Source organism: Salinisphaera sp. T5B8 (assembly GCF_040361255.1).
Classification (GTDB): domain Bacteria; phylum Pseudomonadota; class Gammaproteobacteria; order Nevskiales; family Salinisphaeraceae; genus Salinisphaera.
Genome location: NZ_APNG01000010.1, coordinates 48,981 through 68,385, shown reverse-complemented (window position 1 = coordinate 68,385; position 19,405 = coordinate 48,981). Strand labels below are relative to the sequence as shown.

General features: G+C 64.6%; 17 protein-coding genes. 1 reads left to right on the top strand and 16 read right to left on the bottom strand.

All coding sequences use genetic code 11. From position 1 onward, the window contains the following. Nucleotides 1–117 precede the first annotated feature (117 nt). From purF to leuC, 15 genes are all read right to left on the bottom strand, one after another. The gene (purF, locus tag T5B8_RS10475; protein WP_353178539.1) at nucleotides 118–1,629 is read right to left on the bottom strand and encodes an amidophosphoribosyltransferase; all 1,512 of its coding nucleotides are present in this window, start codon (nucleotides 1,627–1,629) and stop codon (nucleotides 118–120) included. A 12-nt stretch (nucleotides 1,630–1,641) separates the two neighbouring features. Then, the gene (locus T5B8_RS10470) at nucleotides 1,642–2,175 is read right to left on the bottom strand and encodes a CvpA family protein (protein ID WP_353178538.1); all 534 of its coding nucleotides are present in this window, start codon (nucleotides 2,173–2,175) and stop codon (nucleotides 1,642–1,644) included. 67 nt (nucleotides 2,176–2,242) lie between these two features. Further along, nucleotides 2,243–2,923, bottom strand: coding sequence for an SPOR domain-containing protein (locus tag T5B8_RS10465; RefSeq protein WP_353178536.1), 681 nt, complete (start codon nucleotides 2,921–2,923; stop codon nucleotides 2,243–2,245). Between the two features lie 8 nt (nucleotides 2,924–2,931). Then, the gene (gene folC, locus T5B8_RS10460) at nucleotides 2,932–4,188 is read right to left on the bottom strand and encodes a bifunctional tetrahydrofolate synthase/dihydrofolate synthase (protein ID WP_353178534.1); all 1,257 of its coding nucleotides are present in this window, start codon (nucleotides 4,186–4,188) and stop codon (nucleotides 2,932–2,934) included. Next, nucleotides 4,185–5,072, bottom strand: a complete 888-nt coding sequence (gene accD, locus T5B8_RS10455; RefSeq protein ID WP_353178532.1) for an acetyl-CoA carboxylase, carboxyltransferase subunit beta — start codon at nucleotides 5,070–5,072, stop codon at nucleotides 4,185–4,187. The genes folC and accD overlap by 4 nt, the downstream gene beginning before the upstream one ends. Next, nucleotides 5,069–5,905 (bottom strand): tryptophan synthase subunit alpha, encoded by an 837-nt coding sequence (gene trpA, locus T5B8_RS10450; RefSeq protein WP_353178531.1) that lies wholly within the window; start codon nucleotides 5,903–5,905, stop codon nucleotides 5,069–5,071. Before trpA ends, accD begins: the two co-directional genes overlap by 4 nt. Continuing rightward, complete coding sequence (trpB, locus tag T5B8_RS10445; RefSeq protein WP_353178671.1) at nucleotides 5,902–7,086, bottom strand: tryptophan synthase subunit beta; 1,185 nt, start codon at nucleotides 7,084–7,086, stop codon at nucleotides 5,902–5,904. The genes trpA and trpB overlap by 4 nt, the downstream gene beginning before the upstream one ends. Nucleotides 7,087–7,221: 135 nt before the next feature. After that, the gene (locus T5B8_RS10440) at nucleotides 7,222–7,893 is read right to left on the bottom strand and encodes a phosphoribosylanthranilate isomerase (RefSeq protein WP_353178529.1); all 672 of its coding nucleotides are present in this window, start codon (nucleotides 7,891–7,893) and stop codon (nucleotides 7,222–7,224) included. Between the two features lie 43 nt (nucleotides 7,894–7,936). Further along, a complete protein-coding gene (gene truA, locus T5B8_RS10435) occupies nucleotides 7,937–8,716 on the bottom strand; it encodes a tRNA pseudouridine(38-40) synthase TruA (protein WP_353178527.1) in 780 nt (259 codons plus the stop codon). Between the two features lie 243 nt (nucleotides 8,717–8,959). Beyond that, a complete protein-coding gene (locus T5B8_RS10430; RefSeq protein ID WP_353178525.1) occupies nucleotides 8,960–11,587 on the bottom strand; it encodes a FimV/HubP family polar landmark protein in 2,628 nt (875 codons plus the stop codon). A 159-nt stretch (nucleotides 11,588–11,746) separates the two neighbouring features. Further along, a complete protein-coding gene (locus T5B8_RS10425; protein ID WP_353178524.1) occupies nucleotides 11,747–12,772 on the bottom strand; it encodes an aspartate-semialdehyde dehydrogenase in 1,026 nt (341 codons plus the stop codon). A 49-nt stretch (nucleotides 12,773–12,821) separates the two neighbouring features. Continuing rightward, nucleotides 12,822–13,898, bottom strand: coding sequence for a 3-isopropylmalate dehydrogenase (gene leuB / locus T5B8_RS10420; RefSeq protein WP_353178522.1), 1,077 nt, complete (start codon nucleotides 13,896–13,898; stop codon nucleotides 12,822–12,824). Between the two features lie 64 nt (nucleotides 13,899–13,962). Continuing rightward, nucleotides 13,963–14,604 (bottom strand): 3-isopropylmalate dehydratase small subunit, encoded by a 642-nt coding sequence (gene leuD / locus T5B8_RS10415; protein WP_353178520.1) that lies wholly within the window; start codon nucleotides 14,602–14,604, stop codon nucleotides 13,963–13,965. Between the two features lie 34 nt (nucleotides 14,605–14,638). Continuing rightward, on the bottom strand, nucleotides 14,639–15,451 hold the full coding sequence (locus T5B8_RS10410; protein ID WP_353178519.1) for a class I SAM-dependent methyltransferase: 813 nt from the start codon (nucleotides 15,449–15,451) through the stop codon (nucleotides 14,639–14,641). Then, nucleotides 15,448–16,857 (bottom strand): 3-isopropylmalate dehydratase large subunit, encoded by a 1,410-nt coding sequence (gene leuC / locus T5B8_RS10405; protein WP_353178518.1) that lies wholly within the window; start codon nucleotides 16,855–16,857, stop codon nucleotides 15,448–15,450. The genes T5B8_RS10410 and leuC overlap by 4 nt, the downstream gene beginning before the upstream one ends. Nucleotides 16,858–16,962: 105 nt before the next feature. Between leuC and T5B8_RS10400 the strand changes: the two genes are divergently transcribed. Next, nucleotides 16,963–17,850, top strand: a complete 888-nt coding sequence (locus tag T5B8_RS10400) for a LysR family transcriptional regulator (protein ID WP_353178517.1) — start codon at nucleotides 16,963–16,965, stop codon at nucleotides 17,848–17,850. On the opposite strand, the gene T5B8_RS10395 is transcribed toward T5B8_RS10400, so the two are convergent. Next, on the bottom strand, nucleotides 17,847–19,355 hold the full coding sequence (locus T5B8_RS10395; protein WP_353178515.1) for a nuclear transport factor 2 family protein: 1,509 nt from the start codon (nucleotides 19,353–19,355) through the stop codon (nucleotides 17,847–17,849). The two genes, T5B8_RS10400 and T5B8_RS10395, sit on opposite strands and share 4 nt — an antisense overlap. Nucleotides 19,356–19,405 lie beyond the last annotated feature (50 nt).

Sequence of the window (19,405 nt, the reverse complement as noted above, 5' to 3'; positions counted from 1 at the left end):
CGATACGCGTAAATGTTGGCAGGCCTTAGGGCGCCCGCAAGCTGTTACAAATCGGCGCGATTGCATTATGCAAGCACCGGGCAGCACGATCAACCGTCGTGCTGCCCAGCGTCGGCGTCACCCGTCGTTATGCAGTTCGAGTACGGCGTTGTCCTTGGTACGCCGGTCCTCACGGGCGGCGTCGGCACGAAACAGCTCCAGCTGTTCGAGATATTTGGCACTGATATCGGCGGTCACGTATTCGCCGGTGAATACGGAATCGTCGAAGCGGGCCAGATCGGGATTGCCGGCATTCACCGAGCGCACCAGATCGTCCATATCCTGATAGATGAGCTTATCGGCGCCAATGATCTTGGCGATCTCTTCTTCGCTATGGCCATGGGCGACCAGCTCGGTGGCGCTGGGCATATCGATGCCGTAGACGTTGGGATAGCGTACCGGCGGCGCGGCCGAGGCGAAATAGACCTTGCGCGCGCCGGCCTCGCGGGCCATTTCGATGATCTGGCGCGACGTGGTCCCGCGCACGATCGAATCGTCCACGAGCAGCACGTTCTTGTCGGCGAATTCCAGATCAATGGGGTTGAGCTTCTGGCGTACCGATTTCGCCCGTTGCTGCTGGCCGGGCATGATGAACGTACGCCCGATATAACGGTTCTTGATGAAGCCCTCGCGGTATTTCACGTCGAGCTGGCTGGCCAGTTCCACCGCGGCGGTGCGGCTCGTGGAGGGAATGGGAATGACCACGTCGATATCGTGGTCGGGCCATTCGCGCTGAATCTTTTCGGCCAGATAGGTGCCCATGCGCAGGCGCGCCTTGTAGACATAGACATCGTCGATTACCGAGTCCGGGCGCGAAAGATAGACATATTCGAAAATGCACGGCGCATAGCTGGGGTTGTCCGCACACTGCTGTACGTGAATCTCGCCGTCGAGCGTGATGACCACGCATTCGCCCGGGTTGATATCGTCGATCAGCTCGTAGCCCAGCGCATCGAGCGCCACCGATTCGGAGGCGATCATGTAATCGGTGCCGGCTTCGGTTTCGCGCTTGCCGTAGACCACCGGACGAATACCGTGCGGATCGCGAAAGCCGATGAGCCCGTAGCCGGTGATCAGCGCGGTCGCGGCATAACCGCCACTACAACGGCGATGCAGCGCGGTGACTGCCTCGAAGATATCCGAGGGCGCCAGCTGCAGACGCTCGCTACGCATGAGTTCATGCGCGAAGACGTTGAGCAGGATCTCGGAATCGGAATCGGTATTCAGATGCCGCCGGTCCGAGCGGTACAGCTCTTCCTTGAGCTGGTCCGCATTGGTGAGGTTGCCGTTGTGCGACAGACAGATGCCGTAGGGCGTGTTCACATAGAACGGCTGCGCCTCGGCGCTGGTATCCACCCCGGCCGTGGGATAGCGCACATGCCCCACCCCGGCGTTGCCCTGCAGGCGCAGCATGTGGTCGGTGCGAAAGACATCGCGGACCAGGCCGTTGTCCTTGCGCAGAAACAGTCGTCCGCCGCTGGTGGTGACGATGCCTGCAGCATCCTGCCCGCGGTGCTGGAGCACCGTGAGCGCGTCATACAGCTCTTGATTGACGGGGGTATGGGAAACAATGCCTACGATGCCGCACATAGCCAGACCAGTTCAGATAGAGGATGGAGAATCTTCAGCCGGCGCTGCCGGCCCGGGATAGTTGATCGCGCCGCCCAGATCCTGCGGCAGAAAATCACGCGCCCACAGCGCGGCTTTTTCCAGATGGGGCAAGAACACCGAATGCTGCCACCACGCATCGCGCGGCAACGCCGTGAGCGCACCGGCGAGCATGACGAGTACAACCAATACCGCGATGCCCCGCAATGCACCGAACCCGGCGCCAAGCACCCGATCGGTACCGGCGAATCCGGTCTGATTCACCAGCCGGTGCAAGACAAAATTGATGATGGCGCCCAGTAGCAATACGACAATAAAGATGACCGCAAATGATACCGCCAGCCGCACCGGCTGGGTGTCGATCCATGAGCTGAGCACCGCCGCGCCGTGGCGCACGAACGTAAACGCCAGATAGAACGCCAGAAGCCAGGTAGCCAGCCCGATCGCTTCGCGCAGGAATCCGCGAAAGAAACCGATGATCGCGGAAAGCGCGACCACGGCCAGAATGGCGATGTCGACCCAGATCATTGCACCCGTTCGCGCCGGCCGGATACGCCGAGTCTAGCAAATGGCGGGCGTATCCGGCCGGTCATGGTCATTCCGCGCGCCGAACCAGCGTGGCCCGCCCAGCCCGCTTGAGCTGGGCGGCTGCCGCGTTGGCCGCCGCTTCGTTTTCGAACGGCCCGACGCGTACCCGGTAATACGTGGTGCCGTTGACATCGCCCGCGCGATAGAAGGCCTTGAATTCGCTGTTGAGTTCGCGGGCCACCTTCTCGGCGCTGGCTTCGTCGCGAAAGCTGGCGACCTGAACCACATAGCCGCCGGAAAACGATGCCGTCTGGCGCAGCGAGCCGCTCGAAGACGCGCCTGCTGGCGCCTCGGCGGTCGCACCGGCCGGCTCGGAAGGCTCCTCGGCGGCCGCGGGTTCGGCTTCGGCTTCGGCTTCGGCTTCGCTGGCCGCTGCCGGGCGCGATTCGGCGACACTCGCGGGCGATACCGCATCCGGCATATCCGGCGCAGCCTGTTCGCTGGCGGCCGCCGGGGCCGGTCGCTGTTGCTCGTCAGGCGCGCCGCTGTTGGTTTTCGCGTCAACCTGCGCAGGCGTGTTCTCACCCTCGGCGCTGGCGGGCTTGGCCTGGCCGTCCGGCGCGACTTCGTAGACCCGCATGGCGTCGGTATCGCCCTCGCCGCCGCCCTGCATGCAACGCGCCAGCAACAAGGGCAGCGCGATGCCCAGAATCACCAGAACCGTGGCTCCGACCACTCGTTTTTTCATCACATCCTTCATGACGGCATTGGCCTCCGGGCGTGCGCCACGGTAAGAAAGGAACCACACACGACGATTCGATCGCCAGCCTCGCTGGCATTACGCGCCGCCGCCACAGCAGCGGCCGGCGAGTCGAAGCGATCGCCTTCGATGCCGACGCGGCGCGCCAGATCGTCGGCGGCCAGGCCGCGACTTCCCAAACTGTCGAGGCCTGCGAAATAGAATCGATCCGCCACCTTTTCAAGGTGTGCGGCGACAGTTTCCACCGGTTTATCGGCCAGCATGCCCAGAACGATATGGGTACGCCCGGCCGACGGCGCGCCGAGCAGCTCTTCGGCGAGCACGGCCACGGCCTCGGCATTGTGGCCGACATCGTAGATCATCGATACCGTGTCGTCGACGCGTTCGCGTCGGCCGGGCAGCCCGGCCTGGGCACGACAGGCGGTCTCGATCGCCGCGGGCGCGGGCAGACGGGCAGTCAGCGCATCGACCGTGGCCAGCGCGCCGGCGAGATTATCGGCCAGCACACCCGCCATGCCCGCCAACCTGCGCGTATGCGCGCCGCGGCTGAAAACCCAGCCCTGGCTATCGGCCTGAATATCGAACTCATGGCCGATGCATTCGAGCGCGGCGCCGACCCGTGCGGCATGCTGCGACAGCGATGCAGGCGGCTGGCGATCGCAACAGATTACCGGGCGTCTGGTACGCATCACACCGGCTTTTTCGTAGCCGATGCTCTCGCGGTCGTCGCCCAGCCAGTCGACATGATCGAGGCCGATATTGGTGATCAGCGCGATATCGCCATCGACGATATTCACCGCATCCAGACGGCCCCCCAGACCGACTTCGAGTACCGCGTAATCCACGGCCGCCTCGTCGAACAGCCACAACGCGGCGAGCGTGCCGTATTCGAAAAACGTCAACGACGTCTCGCCCCGCGCGGCTTCGACGGCCTGAAATGCATCGAGCAGCGCGCGATCGGAGACCGCTTCGCCGTCGATACGAAAGCGCTCGTTGTAGCGCCACAGATGCGGCGAGGTGTAGGTGCCCACGCGCGCGCCATCGGCCAGCAGACGTTCGATGAGTGCCGCACAACTGCCCTTGCCGTTGGTGCCGGCCACGATCACGCGCTTGGCGTGCCCGCCAGGCACGCCGAGACGTTGGGCGACCTCGGCCACCCGGGTCAAACCCAGTTCCATTTCGCTGGCATGCAGGGTGAGTTGCCATGCCAGCCAGTCGTCGACGCTGCCTTGTACCGGCGCGGCCGTGCTCACGTTACATCGGCAGCCTGTTCTGAAGCCGCGTCCTGGTGCATGAACACCGACACCACCTTGTGGATACGATCGCGCAGATGGCGGCGTTCGACGATCATGTCGATCGCGCCATGCTCGAGCAGGAATTCACTGCGCTGGAAACCTTCGGGCAGGGTCTGCTTCACGGTCTGCTCGATCACGCGCGGGCCGGCAAAGCCGATCAGTGCTTCCGGTTCGGCCACGTTGATATCGCCGAGCATGGCATAGCTTGCCGCTACGCCGCCCATGGTCGGATGGGTCAACACGGATACGAATGGCAGACCGCGGTCGGCCAGGCGGGTCAGCGCGGTGCTGGTCTTGCCCATCTGCAGCAGCGAGAACAAGCCTTCCTGCATGCGCGCCCCGCCGCTGGCGGAAAAGAAGATGAACGGACAGTTGCGATCGATGGCCGCGTGTACACCGCGCACGAAGGCCTCGCCCACGACACTGCCCATCGAGCCGCCCATGAACCCGAAATCCAGTGCGCCCGCGACCACCGGCATCTGTTTGAGGCTGCCGGCCATGACGAGCGCGGCCTCGCGTTCGCCGGAGTCCTTCTGTGCCTGGGTCAGACGTTCACGATATTTGCGGCTGTCGCGAAACTTGAGCGGGTCGCGCGGCTCGATACCGAGCGCCAATTCCTCGCGATTGTCGGCATCCAGAAACAGATCGAGGCGTTTGCGCGCGCGCAGACGCTGATGGGCGTTGCACTTCGGGCATACCTGCAGCGAGCGCTCCATCTCGGCGCTGTAGAGCACCGCGCCGCAGTTGCTGCATTTGGTCCAGAGCCCCTCCGGCACCGTGCTTTTCTTTGCCGCCGAGTCGTTGCGCATCTGCGACGGCATGAGTTTTTCCAGCCAGCTCATGCGCGGCGTGCCTCCTTTTGGGTTGTGTCCTGTTCGTCGATCGCTCGACGCATGGCCGACAGCGTATCGCGTAACGCGCGCTGCGTGGCATCACGATCGGCGCCGTGTTCGGCGATCTGGCGCACCAGCGCGCTGCCCACGACCACGGCATCGGCCACCTGCGACACATCGGCAGCGTTTTGCGGCGTACTCACACCGAAGCCGACCGCGACCGGCAGCTCGGTTTTTGCACGAATACGCTCGATACTCGTCGCCAGCGACGAGACATCCAGGCTGGCCGAACCGGTCACGCCCTTGAACGACACGTAGTAGATGAAACCGCCCGCATTGGCACAGATCTTTTCGATCCGTGCCTCGCCCGTGGTCGGCGCGATGAGACACACAGCATCGAGCCCGGCCGCATCCAGCGTAGGCACGACATCCGGCGCCTCTTCGGCGGTCATGTCGACGATGAGCACGCCGTCCACCCCGGCCTGACTGGCCCGCTGGGCGAAGGTCTCCAGTCCCAGGCGATCGATGGGGTTGAGATAGCCCATGAGCACGATCGGCGTTTCGGTGTCGCGCTCGCGAAATTCGGTTACCATCTCAAGCACGCCGGACAGGCTGGTACCCGCCGCCAGCGCGCGCTCGCAGGCGCCCTGGATGACCGGCCCGTCGGCCATGGGGTCGGAAAACGGTACCCCGACCTCGAGCACGTCAGCGCCGGCCTCGACCAACGCATGCATGAAGCCCACGGTGGCGTCCGGGGCTGGATCGCCTGCGGTCACATAGGGGATCAGCGCGGTTCGGCCCTGCTCGCGCAGGTCGTTCAGGCGGCTGGCCAGACGGCTCATAGCGTTTCTCCGGCGGCCTCGGCCACGCTGGCCATATCCTTGTCGCCGCGCCCGGACATGTTCACCAGCACGATCTGATCGTCGCGCATGGTCGCAGCCAGCTTCTTGGCATAGGCCACGGCATGGGCGGATTCCAGCGCCGGCATGATGCCTTCGATACGCGTGCACTCATGAAAGGCGTCGAGCGCGTCGGAATCGGTGATGTCGACATAATGCGCACGCCCGATATCCTTGAGCCAGGAATGTTCCGGGCCGACACCGGGGTAATCCAGACCTGCCGAAATCGAATGGGTCCCGCTGATCTGGCCGTTATCGTCCTGCATCAGGTAGGTGCGATTGCCATGCAGCACGCCCGAGCGCCCTGCCGACAGCGGCGCGGCATGCCGCCCGCTGCTGATGCCGTCGCCACCGGCTTCCACACCGTAGATCTCGACCTGTTCGTCGTCGAGAAACGGATAGAACATACCGATGGCATTGGAACCGCCGCCGACACAGGCGACCAGCGCATCCGGCAGCCGGCCGACGCGTTCGAGCATCTGGCGACGCGACTCGCGCCCGATCACGGCCTGAAAATCGCGCACCATCGCGGGATACGGGTGCGGGCCGGCGACCGTGCCGATGATGTAGAAGGTATCGTCGACATGCGCCACCCAGTCGCGCAGGGCGTCGTTCATGGCGTCCTTGAGCGTTTTGGAGCCCGACTCGACGGGCCGGACTTCCGCGCCCAGCAACCGCATGCGATAGACGTTGGTGGCCTGGCGGCGCATGTCCTCGCTGCCCATGAACACCACACATTCCAGGCCCAGACGGGCAGCCACCGTGGCCGTGGCCACGCCGTGCTGGCCGGCACCGGTCTCGGCGATGATGCGTTTTTTGCCCATGCGCGCGGCCAGCAGCGCCTGACCGATGGTGTTGTTGATCTTGTGCGCGCCCGTGTGGTTCAGGTCTTCGCGCTTGAACCAGATCTGCGCGCCGCCGACTTTTTTCGACAGCCGCTCGGCGTGATAGATCGGCGTCGGTCGGCCCACATAATCGGCCAGATCCTGATCCAGCGCGGCCATGAACTGCGGATCGTTGCGCGCGGACTCGTACGCCGCAGCGAGCTCGTCGAGCGGCGCCATCAGCGTTTCCGCGACAAAACGCCCGCCGTAGGGGCCGAAATGGCCCCGCGCGTCGGGCATGTTGCGCCAGGCGTGGGCCAACGGCGCGGTATTATCGAGCGACTGCTGGGGTTCGGGTATCGTCATGTTGTCCAAGCCTCTGGTCGATCGCGATGCCTGTACGCCATCGCGCTTCAATCTGTGGTGCTCCGGCGTTCAGGCCTCGGCCATGTCTTCGCCCCGGCGGCGTTCGATACCGCCGGGTCGGGCGCGGCTGACCGCCGCGGTGAACGCGCGAATACGTTCGGCGTCCTTGATGCCCGGCGCGCTTTCCACGCCACTGCTGACATCCACCGCATACGGATGAAATCGGGTAATGGCTTCACCGACGTTGTCGGCATGCAGCCCGCCGGCGATCACGATCGGCATATCCGGCAGCGCGGCCTGGCGTTCCCAGTCAAAGGTTTCGCCACTGCCACCCGCCGCGCCGGCGCGGTTGGCGTCGAGCAACAGACCCTGGGCATCGTGATAGTAGTCCGCCCAGGCGCGCGGCTCGATGTTGTCTTCGCCCATGGGTACGCTCTTGAGATACGGCCAGGCGAAACGCCGACAGAATTCGGCGGTCTCGCGGCCGTGAAACTGCAGCGCGTCCGGGTGCAGGCGATCGAGCACGGTTTGTACCGCAGCCGGCGCGGGCTCGAGAAACAACGCGACCCGGGCCACAAACGGCGGCAGCTGATGGCTGATCGCACAGGCCTGCTCGATATCGATCGCGCGCGTACTGGGTTCGTGAAAAACGAAGCCGATCGCATCCGCACCGGCATTTACGCTTGCCAGCGCGTCTTCAAGGCGCGTGATGCCACAAATCTTGATGCGTACTCGTTTCATCGCTGCTGCGTTGGCCTTCGCCGTTGCAAGCCAATACCACAGTTTACCAGCCGTCGTCGTCCAGCGCCGGTGCCGGCAGCACGAACTCCGGCGGATAATGCACGCGCCGTAGCGACAGCCCCTGCGCCGGCGCGGTCATGCCGGCATGGCGGCGATCGCCCTCGGCAAGCAAGCGCAGGATCCAGTCCGGCGCATACTGGCCTCGCCCGATCGGCAACAGGCTACCCACGATATTGCGCACCATATGATGCAGAAAGGCATTGGCATGCACTTCCAGGCGGACCCAGTCACCACGGCGAACGACCTCGCAACGCGTAATTTCGCGCCACGGGGTCTTGGCCTGGCAGGCCGCAGCCCGGAAGGCGCTGAAATCGTGATAACCCAGCAGATGCTGCGCGCCCGCATGCATGGCCTCGACATCCAGCCGGTGATGGGAATGATAGGCGCGGTTGCGCCATAGCGCGCTGGGCGCTGTGCGATCGAGAATCCAGTAGCGGTATTCGCGCGCGATCGCGCCAAAACGGGCATGAAAATCACCCGATACCGGTATCACCCACTGCAGCGCGATATCGTCGGGCAGATAACGGTTGGTGCCGAGCAGCCAGGCACGTTCGCTGCGCTCGACATCGGTGTCGAAATGCACGATCTGGCCCTGGGCGTGCACGCCGGTGTCGGTACGCCCGCTGCATACGGTACGAATCGACGCATCCGCCAGGCGTGACAGCGCGGCCTCGAGCGTATCCTGGACACTCGCTGCATGCGGCTGGCTCTGCCAGCCATGATAGGCCGAGCCATCGTATTCGACACAGGCCGCCCAGCGCACTAGCGGGGTTCCAACACGTGCGCAGCCACCCGCGGGCATATATCAGATCCCGCCCGACGCTGGCCCCTGGACGCAACCGCCCCGCAGGGCGATACGCGCGAAACCCGCCGAGCGCCGATCGATTGTGGCAACGAGTCTTTCAAGCGCAGTCAGCTTCGCGGATGAAAACGGTAAACAGCCAGCAGATCGCGCGTATCCCGATAGCCGGCATACGCGCGTCGAGCGCGCCAGTATGAACAGGCCCTAGAGCGTGTTCAACAACTCGGTGGCGGTCGCGCGTTGGGCTTCGTTGCCCTCGCTCTGCACCTCTTCGAGCAACTCGCGGGCCGCGGTGGCGTCTTCCATTTCGATATACATGCGCGCCAGATCGAGCCGGATTTCCACCGGGTCGGTTTCGACGTCGTCTTCAGCGGCCGTATCGTCCTCGGCATCGAGATCGAATTCGCTGTCGTCGATCGTCTCCACCGAGCGCGGCTTATCCTTGCCGGCATCGTCGTCGACGCTGTCCAGATCGAACGCCAGGCCGGGATCGTCGCCCTGATCGTGCTGGCGCTCGCCGCCATCGGCGATTTCCTGATCCTGCCACTCGAAACCCTGCTCGTCGGGCGTTTCGGACGCGCGTTTCGGCGCCTCCGGAAGGTCGAGCTCGGTATGCGCGGCGTCGGCATCGTCGCTATCGGGCAGCGATTCGTCGATGGTGAAATAGTGCCCGTCGTCGCTGCTTTCGTCGTCGATCGCCGGCGGCAGTTCTTCGTCCAGGCCGCTATCACGGCTGGAGATAAAACTTTCGTACAGCGCTTCGGCCGATTCGGGGTCCTGGGGTTCATCGTCCGGCTCGGCTTCGGCGGCGGCCGGCGTGGGGCCATCGTCGGTCAAACCAAGCGCGAAGCGCGGGTCATCGGGGCGCAGTACCCGCCCCATCGCGGCCACGCCAGCCCAGCGCACACCGTTGCCGGTCAGGGCCGAGCCGAAGCGTTCGATATTGCCCATGAAGGCGTTGTCGTCACCGGTCAGATAATCCAGCTCAAGACGCTTGTCCTGGAGCGCGCTGTCGTGGGGATGGTCGGCCAGACCGGCTTCGAGCGTGGCCCGCGCCTGATCGAACTCGCCGGCCTTGATCTGGGCATCGGCCTGTTCGATCCGCAAGGACGGGCGGGTGGTATTCGGCGCCGGCGCGATATAAGCCTGACGCGCCTCGCCGGGCTGTTCGAACTCTTCTTCGGCGGAGGGGGCCACCGGATGATCGCCCTCGGCTTCGAAGTGCAGCGGCACCGGCTTGTACTGGCGCCGTCGACGCCAGGCCAGCAGCAAGGCGGCCAGCCCCAGCCCACCGGCGAGCAGCAGCAGGTTACGCGGGCTCAGCAGACTGCCGCCATCGTTGGCGCCCACCACATCGACATCCTGGGCCGGCAACGGCCGATAGCTGTCCTGCGACTGCAGGCTGCCGCTATCGGCGGCGACCGCCGTATCGGTGCTGTCGGCGACGGCGTCACTCGCGCTGTCGGACTGCAGGGCCTCGTCCGTATCGCCGGTCGTGACCATGGCATCGGTCGTAGCCGGCGTATCGGCCGGGCTGGCGGCGATATCCTGATCGGCCGCGGCGCCTGCCGGCACGTTATCGACATCGGCTGCGGCATTGTCGCCCGTGGTCGCGTCGACTTCGGTGGTCGCATCACGCGCGGTCGAAGACAGGGCATCGGTCTCGTCGGTCGGCGACTGGGCGGCTGTTTCGTTCGTGCGCGTCGCGCTATCGACCGCCGTATCCGTGGGCGCGTTTTCTCCACCCGGCGCCTGCGCGCCACGATCAGCCACGGCACGGCCATCGCTGACCATGGGATCGGTTCCGGTATCGGTATCGGTATCGGCGGTATCGGTATCGGGGCTTGCGGCATCACCCGCGCCGACACTGCCCTCGCCGGGGCCGAAATCGGGCAGGGTCAAGCGGCCGAAACCGGCGGTGCCCACCGCCCCGCCAGCACTCTGGCCGTCGATACGCGAGGGCTCCAGACGCAAACGGGCGTCCGTGGTCGCAGGCGCGCTTTCGCCTTGGGCCACCGTGCGTTGGGCCGAGCTATCCGTGGCCGTCGAGGCCAGACGCTCGACAGCTTCGGCCTGCTGTGCGCGTACCACGGCACGCGCCTCGCCCGGCGCGATCGAACGAATACGTTCGACCGGCGGAATGGCGAGCATCGCGCCGCGCAGCAGAATGTTCATATTATCGCTGAACGCCTGCGGGTTGTTGCGATAGATCGCAACCTGCATCTGATCCAGCGTGGTATCCGGACGACGCAGACGCGCAGCGATACGCGAAAGCGTCTCGCCGGCCGCGACCGGCCCGTAGCGATCGCTACGCGGCTCGGCACGCGCCGGCGCGGCCGTTGGCTCGGGCGCGGCCGGCTCGGGCGCAACCGGCGCCGTATCGGCGGCCGATGCGCGCGATGACTGGGACGAGGCTGGCTGCGCGCTTGCACCGGCCATGCCCGAGGGCGGCTGCGGCGCCTGACCGGGCGGATCGAGCAGAACCGTATATTCGCGTAGCGCACGGCCATTGCCTGTATCGGCTTCGATGAGAAAACGCAGGAACGGCTCACGCACCGGCGCGTCCGTGGTCAGGCGTAACAGCACCTGGCTGGATTCATTGCCCGGGTTGGCCACGATGCGGATACGATCGGCCAGCGCCGTGCGCTCGATGCCGAAACGCTGGAACATGTCCACGCTGGCCATATCGACCTGCAGCGCGGTTTTCTCCTCGGGCGTCAGGGCCACCAGGTTGATGGTGGCGTCCAACGGCTCGTTGAGCGCCGAATGCACCCGAATGGCACCAAACCCCAGCGCGGAGGCCACGCCTGCGTTACACAACAAGGCGGCCACGGCTGCACCTTGCAGCCTGCGCCTCAAATACGACTTTGAATCGACCACGGCGCCTGCGTATCCCCCTCGATTCGACCCGTATCCCCGCGGTTGATGAACCGCCGGAACAACCCGGGCCGACGCGTATGCCGAACTACCCACATGACGCGTCGTATATCCCTAGATGTATTTCTCGATCAGCTTCTCGGCAATCTGCACGCTGTTGAGTGCAGCACCCTTGCGTATGTTATCGGCCACGATCCAGAAATTTAGACCATTCTCACACGAAATGTCTTGCCGAATACGTGAGACGAACACCTCGTCCTGATTCGCGGCCTCGGTGACCGGCGTTGCATAGCCGTCCGGCGCGGGCGTATCGACGACCATCATCCCCGGCGCCTGGGTCAGCAGTTGGCGCGCTTTGTCGGCCGACACACCGTCGCGGGTTTCCACATGCACAGCCTGGCCATGGCCAAAAAAGACCGGGACCCGGACCGCGGTCGGGTTGATCGGCAAATCCGGCTGCCCCAGTAGCCGGCGTGTCTGGGCGATCAGCCGCATTTCTTCGTCGCTGTAGCCGTTGTCCTGCAGCCCATCGATCAGCGGCAGCGTATTAAACGCGATCTGCCGGGGATAGACCGTCGGCTCACGGATCGCCTGGCCATTGAGCAGCCGGGCCGTCTGATCGGCCAGCTCGCGCAGTGCGGCCGTACCCGATGCCGACACCGCCTGGTACGTGGCGACGTTGACCCGCACGACATCGGCAAAATCATGAATCGGCTTGAGCGCCATGGCCAGGGCGATGGACGTAGCCGACGGACTGGCGATCATGCCGCGGGCTGCATGGTCGGCGATCGCCTCGGCATTAACCTCGGGCACGACCAGCGGCACATCGTGCGCATCGGCAAAAAAACCGCTGGTATCGATGACCGCACAGCCGGCAGCCGCGGCACGTTCGGCCAGCGCTTGCGATATGCGCGCGCCGGCCGCGAACAGTGCGATCTGCACACGGGCGAAATCGAAGGACGCCGCATCGCCCACGCTGAGGTTCTTGTCGCGAAAAGCCACACGCTTGCCGGCCGAGCCCTCGCTACCCAGGGCAAACAGCCGGCCGACCGGGAACTCGCGCTGCTCGAGCATTTCGAGCATGGCTTCGCCGACGGCACCGGTGGCGCCTACCACCGCAACATCGTATGCGTCGGCCATTCAGAATCCTGTTGAGGGCATCCGCCGAGGCGGCTGACTACGCGTGATTTCAGCGTAGCATATCGACGATGGCGCCCCCGATCTCCTGGGTACTGGCGATCTGGGTTTCGTCGTCCATGATATCGCGGGTACGCAGGCCGCGATCGAGCGCATAGCCCACCGCGTTTTCGACCTTGTCGGCCAGATCGCCGCGATCGAGCGTATAACGCAGCATCATGGCCACCGAGAGAATGGTGGCCAGCGGATTGGCCACGCCCTGGCCGGCGATATCCGGCGCACTACCATGCACGGGCTCGTACAGGCCCTTGCCATGACTATCCATCGAAGCTGAGGGCAGCATGCCGATGGAGCCGGTCAGCATCGCCGCGGCGTCCGAGAGCACATCGCCGAACAGGTTGCCGGTGACCAGCGTGTCGAACTGCTTGGGTGCGCGCACCAGCTGCATGGCCGCATTGTCGACATACATATGAGTCAGCTCGACGTCTTCGTATTCGGCATGCAACTCGGTCATGACATCGCGCCAGAGTTGCGAGACCTCGAGTACATTGGCCTTGTCCACGCTGCATAGCCGGCCGCCGCGCGCACGCGCGATATCGAAGGCACGCCGTCCGATGCGGCGGATTTCGTCCTCGTCGTAGCGCATGGTGTTGAACGCCTCGCGCTTGCCGTTGGCGTTCATGTGGCGACCGGCCGGCTTGCCGAAATAGATGCCGCCGGTGAGCTCGCGCACGATCATGATATCCAGCCCGGAGACGATATCGCGTTTGAGTGCCGAAACATGCGCCAGCTGCGGATACAGAATCGCCGGGCGCAGGTTCGCGAACAGGTCGAGTTCGCTACGCAGGCGCAACAAGCCCGACTCGGGCCGTTTCTCGCGCGGCTGATCGTCCCATTTCGGCCCGCCGATCGAGCCAAACAGAATCGCATCTGCCGCTCGCGCTGCCGCCAGTGACGACTCCGGCAGCGGATCGCCCTCGGCATCGATCGCCGCGCCGCCAACCAGGGCTTCTTCCAGCTCGATATCCAGGCCATGGTCGCTGGCCAGCGCATCGAGCACGCGCACGGCTTCGCGACAGATTTCAGGGCCCACGCCATCGCCGGGCATCACGAGAATTCTTGCAGTCATGAAATACTTTTATCCTTTACCGAAAAGGCGTCCCGGCCAGCCTGGACCGATCGCGATCTTAGCTCTACAGGTCGCGGAAAAGCCACGGCTTTTCTTGCTCGCGCCGGGCCTCGAAGGCGCGAATTTCATCCGCATGCTGCAAGGTCAGGCCGATGTCGTCCAGTCCGGCCAGCATGTTCTTGCGCCGATAGGCATCGATATCGAAGCTGAATTCCCGTCCGGCGGCAACGATTGTCTGCGCATGCAGATCCACACGGGCCGTCATCCCCACCTCGTCGTACGCGGCGGCGAACAGTGCATCGATATTTTCTTCTGACAAAGCAATGGGTAACACACCATTCTTAAAGCAGTTATTGTAGAAGATATCGGCAAAACTGGGCGCGATGACGCAACGAATGCCGAAATCTTCCAGCGCCCAGACCGCGTGTTCACGTGAAGAACCGCAGCCAAAGTTCTCTCGTGTCAGCAAAATACTGGCCTGGCGATACGGCTCGCGGTTGAGCACGAAATCGGGGTTCTCACGCCGATCGGCGATATCCGTCTCCAGACCGCCCTGATCGAGATAGCGCCAGTCGTCGAACAGATGCGGGCCGAAACCCGTGCGCCGAATCGACTTGAGAAACTGCTTGGGAATGATGGCGTCGGTATCGACGTTGGCGCGATCCAGCGGCGCCACCAATCCTTCATGTACCGTAAATGCTTGCATGGTGTTGTCTTCGCTGCTTTAAAAAAGAATGGCCCTATGCGCTTGGCGTATCGCCCGGCCGGTGCGCAACAAAACGCAGCCGTACATAGGGAACGACCCAGCGCCCCTGTTCGTCCTGCAGATCGTCGACCAGCCGCGCGCGTACCGCGGCGATATAGTCACGGCGCGGCGCACCGTCGGTAAACGCGTTCACGAACGGGCCGGCGAGCGTGCTCAGCCACGCGCTCATATCGCCCGGCAACGGCGTGGGCCGCTCGAAGCTCGACAGCTGATCCACCACGAATCCGGCCCGCACCAGGCGCTGGCGGTATTCGTCGTTAGTCGGGAAATACCACGGATCGAGCGCGTCCGGGTCGTGCCCGCGTACTTCGGCTTCGGCGCGCAGCGCCGATTGCACTGGCGCGACATTGCCTGCGCCGCCGAATTCGCCGACAAAGCGCGCACCGGGCACCAGCCGCTGATAGGCGCCGTCGACAACCGCCTGCGGATCGCGCTTCATCCAGTGCAACGCCGCATTGGAAAATATCGCGTCGAACGTCCCCGCAATCGCGGCGCTACTTCCCAGATCGTGCCCGTCCCCAACCACGGCGTTCACTCCACGCTCGCGTGCGGCGGCGACCATATCGGCGCTGGCATCCATGCCCAGCACCTCGGCGCCGCGCTCTGTGATCGCCTGGCTCAATACGCCATCGCCACAGCCGAGGTCCAGTATCCGCTCGCCGGCCTTCGGGTCGAGCACATCGACCAGCGACGCGGCCAGATCGGCCACGAAACGGGCATCGCGGGCGTAATCGCGCGCATTCCAGTCGCCTCGGCTCGTATCGACGCTGGCCGTGGCGTCGCTCATTGCTCGATACCCAATTCGCGGATATCCACAAAATGGCCATACACCGCCGCAGCCGCGGCCATCGCCGGGCTGACCAGATGGGTACGCCCGCCCTTGCCTTGGCGACCCTCGAAATTGCGGTTCGAGGTCGAGGCACAACGCTCGCCCGGCAACAGGTTGTCGTCGTTCATGCCCAGACACATGGAGCAGCCGGCATCGCGCCATTCGAACCCGGCGGATTTGAAGATCACATCCAGCCCTTCCTTTTCAGCCTGCTGTTTGACCAGGCCGGAGCCGGGCACGACCATCGCCAATTCGATATTGGGCGCGATCCGGCGGCCCTTGAGATAGGCAGCGGCCACCCGTAGATCCTCGATGCGCGCATTCGTGCACGAGCCCAGAAAGATCTTGTCGAGCATGATCTCGGTCATCGGCACGCCCGGGGTGAGGTCCATGTATTCCAGCGCCGCGCGCCAGCTTTCGGCCTGGGTCTCGTTGGCCGCATCGGCTGGCGACGGCACGCGATCGGTGACCGGGCCAACCATCTCCGGCGACGTGCCCCAGGTGACCTGCGGCGCGATATCGGCGGCGTTCAGCACCACGACCTTGTCATATTCCGCGTCTTCGTCGGACACCAGCGTGCGCCAATAGGCCTCGGCGCGATCCCACTGCTCGCCCGTGGGTGCATAGGTACGCCCGCGCATATAGTCGATGGTGGTGTCGTCGACCGCCACCATGCCCGCACGCGCACCGGCTTCGATGGACATGTTGCAGATGGTCATCCGCCCTTCCATCGACAGCGCCCGCACGGCGTCGCCGCCGTACTCGATGACATAGCCCGTGCCGCCTGCGGTGCCGATCTTGCCGATGATGGCGAGCATGATGTCCTTGGCCGAAATACCGGGCGCGACCTGGCCATCGACGCGTACCAGCATGGTCTTCGACCGCGCCTGGGGCAGCGTCTGCGTGGCCAGCACATGTTCCACCTCGGAGGTACCGATACCGAAGGCCAGCGCGCCGAAGGCGCCGTGGGTCGCAGTATGCGAATCACCACAGACGATGGTCATGCCCGGCTGGGTCGCGCCCTGCTCCGGGCCGATGATATGCACGATGCCCTGACGCGGGTCGCCCAGACCGAACAGGCGAATGCCGTGTTCGTTGCAGTTTCTGAGCAGCGCGTCCACCTGGGCGCGCGAGATGGTGTCGGCGATGCCGCCATCGCGGTTGACGGTGGGCACGTTGTGATCGGGCACGGCCAGATTGGCATTCACCCGCCAGACCGGCCGGTCGGCCAGCGCCAGCCCTTCGAAGGCCTGCGGCGAGGTCACTTCATGGACCATATGCCGATCGATATAGAGCAGGCCGTTGCCGTCCTCTTCGCGAACCAGATGTTCGTTGAACAGTTTTTCGTAAAGCGTCTGTGCCATGACCGGCTCCGAATCGTGAAGATGCGCGCAAGGGTAAGCAGCCCGCGCGAATTACTCAAATGAATCTTTTGGATATAATCGATTACCTTTCGGAAAGTAACGCCTATGCAAACCGAAGCGATCCAGGCTTTCGTCAGTGTCTGCGACCGCGGCTCGTTTCAGGCCGCTGCCGAGGCACTGCATCTGAGCCAGCCCACCATCAGCAAACGCCTGGCCGCACTGGAAACGCGCCTGGGTCACGAACTGTTTGATCGGGTCGGGCGCGGCGTGGCACTCACCGAGGCCGGTCGTGCCTATCTGCCCCATGCACGGGAGCTGCTGGCGGTGATCCAGGACGGGGCGCGCGCGCTCGACAACCTGCATGCCGATACCGCCGGGCCCTTGCGCCTGGCGCTATCGCATCATGTGGGGCTGCATCGCATGCCCGAGGTGCTGCGCGCCTATATCGCGCGCTATCCGAATGTAGCCCCGGAAATCGCGTTCGTGGATTCGGAAGCCGCCTGTCGTAGCGTGGTCAACGGCGAACGCGAACTGGCGGTCATCACCCTGCCCTCGCCGGCCCATCCCGGTCTGGTCGAGGACTGTATCTGGCACGATCCGATGAGCGTGTTCGTCGGCCGCGACCATGCGCTGGCCACGGCTGAATCGGTCGCGGCCACGGACCTGGCGGCCTATCCGGCGGTATTGCCGCCGGTGGAAAGCTATACCTATGCAATCATCGCCGATGCACTCGGCGCGGCAGGCCTGGATATCGCGCCGCGTATGACCAGCCACTATCTGGAAACGCTGCGCATGCTCGCCGGCGTGGGCATCGGCTGGACGGTACTGCCGACCTCGATGGAGCATCCCGAACTCGCCCGACTCGAGCTACCCGGCGTGGCGATCCAGCGCCGCCTGGGCGCGATTCGTCATCCGCGCCGCAGTCTGTCGAATGCGGCGCGCGCCCTGCTGACCATGCTGGACGCGCGCCGCGAGCCGAGCGCCCGCGCCTAGCTCTCGCGCACGATCCGCCAGCCGCCGTCTTCGCGTACCAGGGTGACCCGTTTACGCTCGCGGTCTTCGTAGGTGTTGGACTTGTAGTGCTGGTTGAAGCTCGCCTGGGCCCGATCGTCACCCAGCAGGCTGACCTGGATATCGCTGATTTCGATACGAATCCAGGCCGGACCCTTGACCGCCTGATCGCGGGACTTGGCCCACTGGGTCAGACTGGTGCCGCCCTGCGGCTGATAGTTGTCGCTATAGGCGTTCAGATAACGGCGCACGTCCTGCGACGACCAGGCCTCGGCCCAGTCCTCGAGCGCCTGCTCCACGGCCTTGCGCGCCTGCGCCTGGCTTTCGGCCTGCATCTGCGCCGGGGCCGAACCCGCAGCGGCTTGTGTGTTCGACGCGCCATTCGCCGCAGGGGCGTTGGCCGGCGCTTCGGAGGGCGCGCTGCTGGCCGGCGGTGCTTCCGAAGGTGCAGCGTTCGCTGCCGGTGCGTTATCGGCCGGGGGGGCTTCGCTCACGACCTGGCTGTCTACGCTTTCGGTTTGCGCGGGCGCCTGGGCGACGGTGAAATCGACCGCGTCGACGTCCCCTTCACGCAGAATCCGCCAGCCGTCGGCGCTTTCCTGCATGAGCAGCGCCTTGCGCTCACGATCCTGGTAGCTGTTCGACTTGTAGCGCTGGGTAAAGGTCACCAGTGCCTGCTCCCCGCGACGCTTGATCTGGGTATCGCTCAAGCTCACATCGATACGTTTGGGTGCGCTCACGCGCTGGCGCCGCTGCGCTGCCCAGGCCGAGCGGCTCATGCCGTCGTCCGGCATGAAGTCATCGCTGTACATCGACAGATAACCGTTCACGTCCTGGGCCGACCAGACCTGTGCCCAGCTTTGCAGCGTGGCCTGCGGGGTGCTGGTATCGATATCCACCGGCGCTTTCGTGCGCGCGGTCACGTTGGGTACCGCCGGCGGTGTCGGCTTGGACGATTTAGCCGACCCCGCGCTCATGCCGCCGCCGATGAATTCGGCCAGTTGCTGACTTTTCGCACGCGCAATGGCGTTGTCGCTTTCCAGCTCGCCGGCGCGGGCATAGGCCCCCTGCGCCATCGCTACATAGATATCACCCAGATTTTCCTGGGCCGGGCCATGCTCGGGATTGATCTCGACGGCCTTTTCCAGCGCCGCCTGCGCGCCTTCGAGATCGTTGTCGCGCGCGCGCAACACGCCGAGGTTGTTCCAGGCCTCGGCCATTTCGGGGTTGTCGGAAACCAACGCATTGAACACGTCCAGCGCACCCTGCGTATCGCCGCTGCGTGCCAGGGCCAAGCCCTTGAGAAAACGCGCTTCGGCATTGCCCGGGGTCTGGGCCAGTACGCCGTCCAGCTGCTTCACCGCTCCCGCATAATCGTTGCGGGACAGCGCATCGCGTGCCGCGTCCATATCCGCATGGGCCACGCCCTGTGACAGCGCGGCAACGATAAGGGCCGTGGCGGCCGTGGTCTTGATTCTGATGGTCATGGAAACGAAATCCCCCGAGCGAGTTCTGGTGCGTTCGTATTATGCCGTTT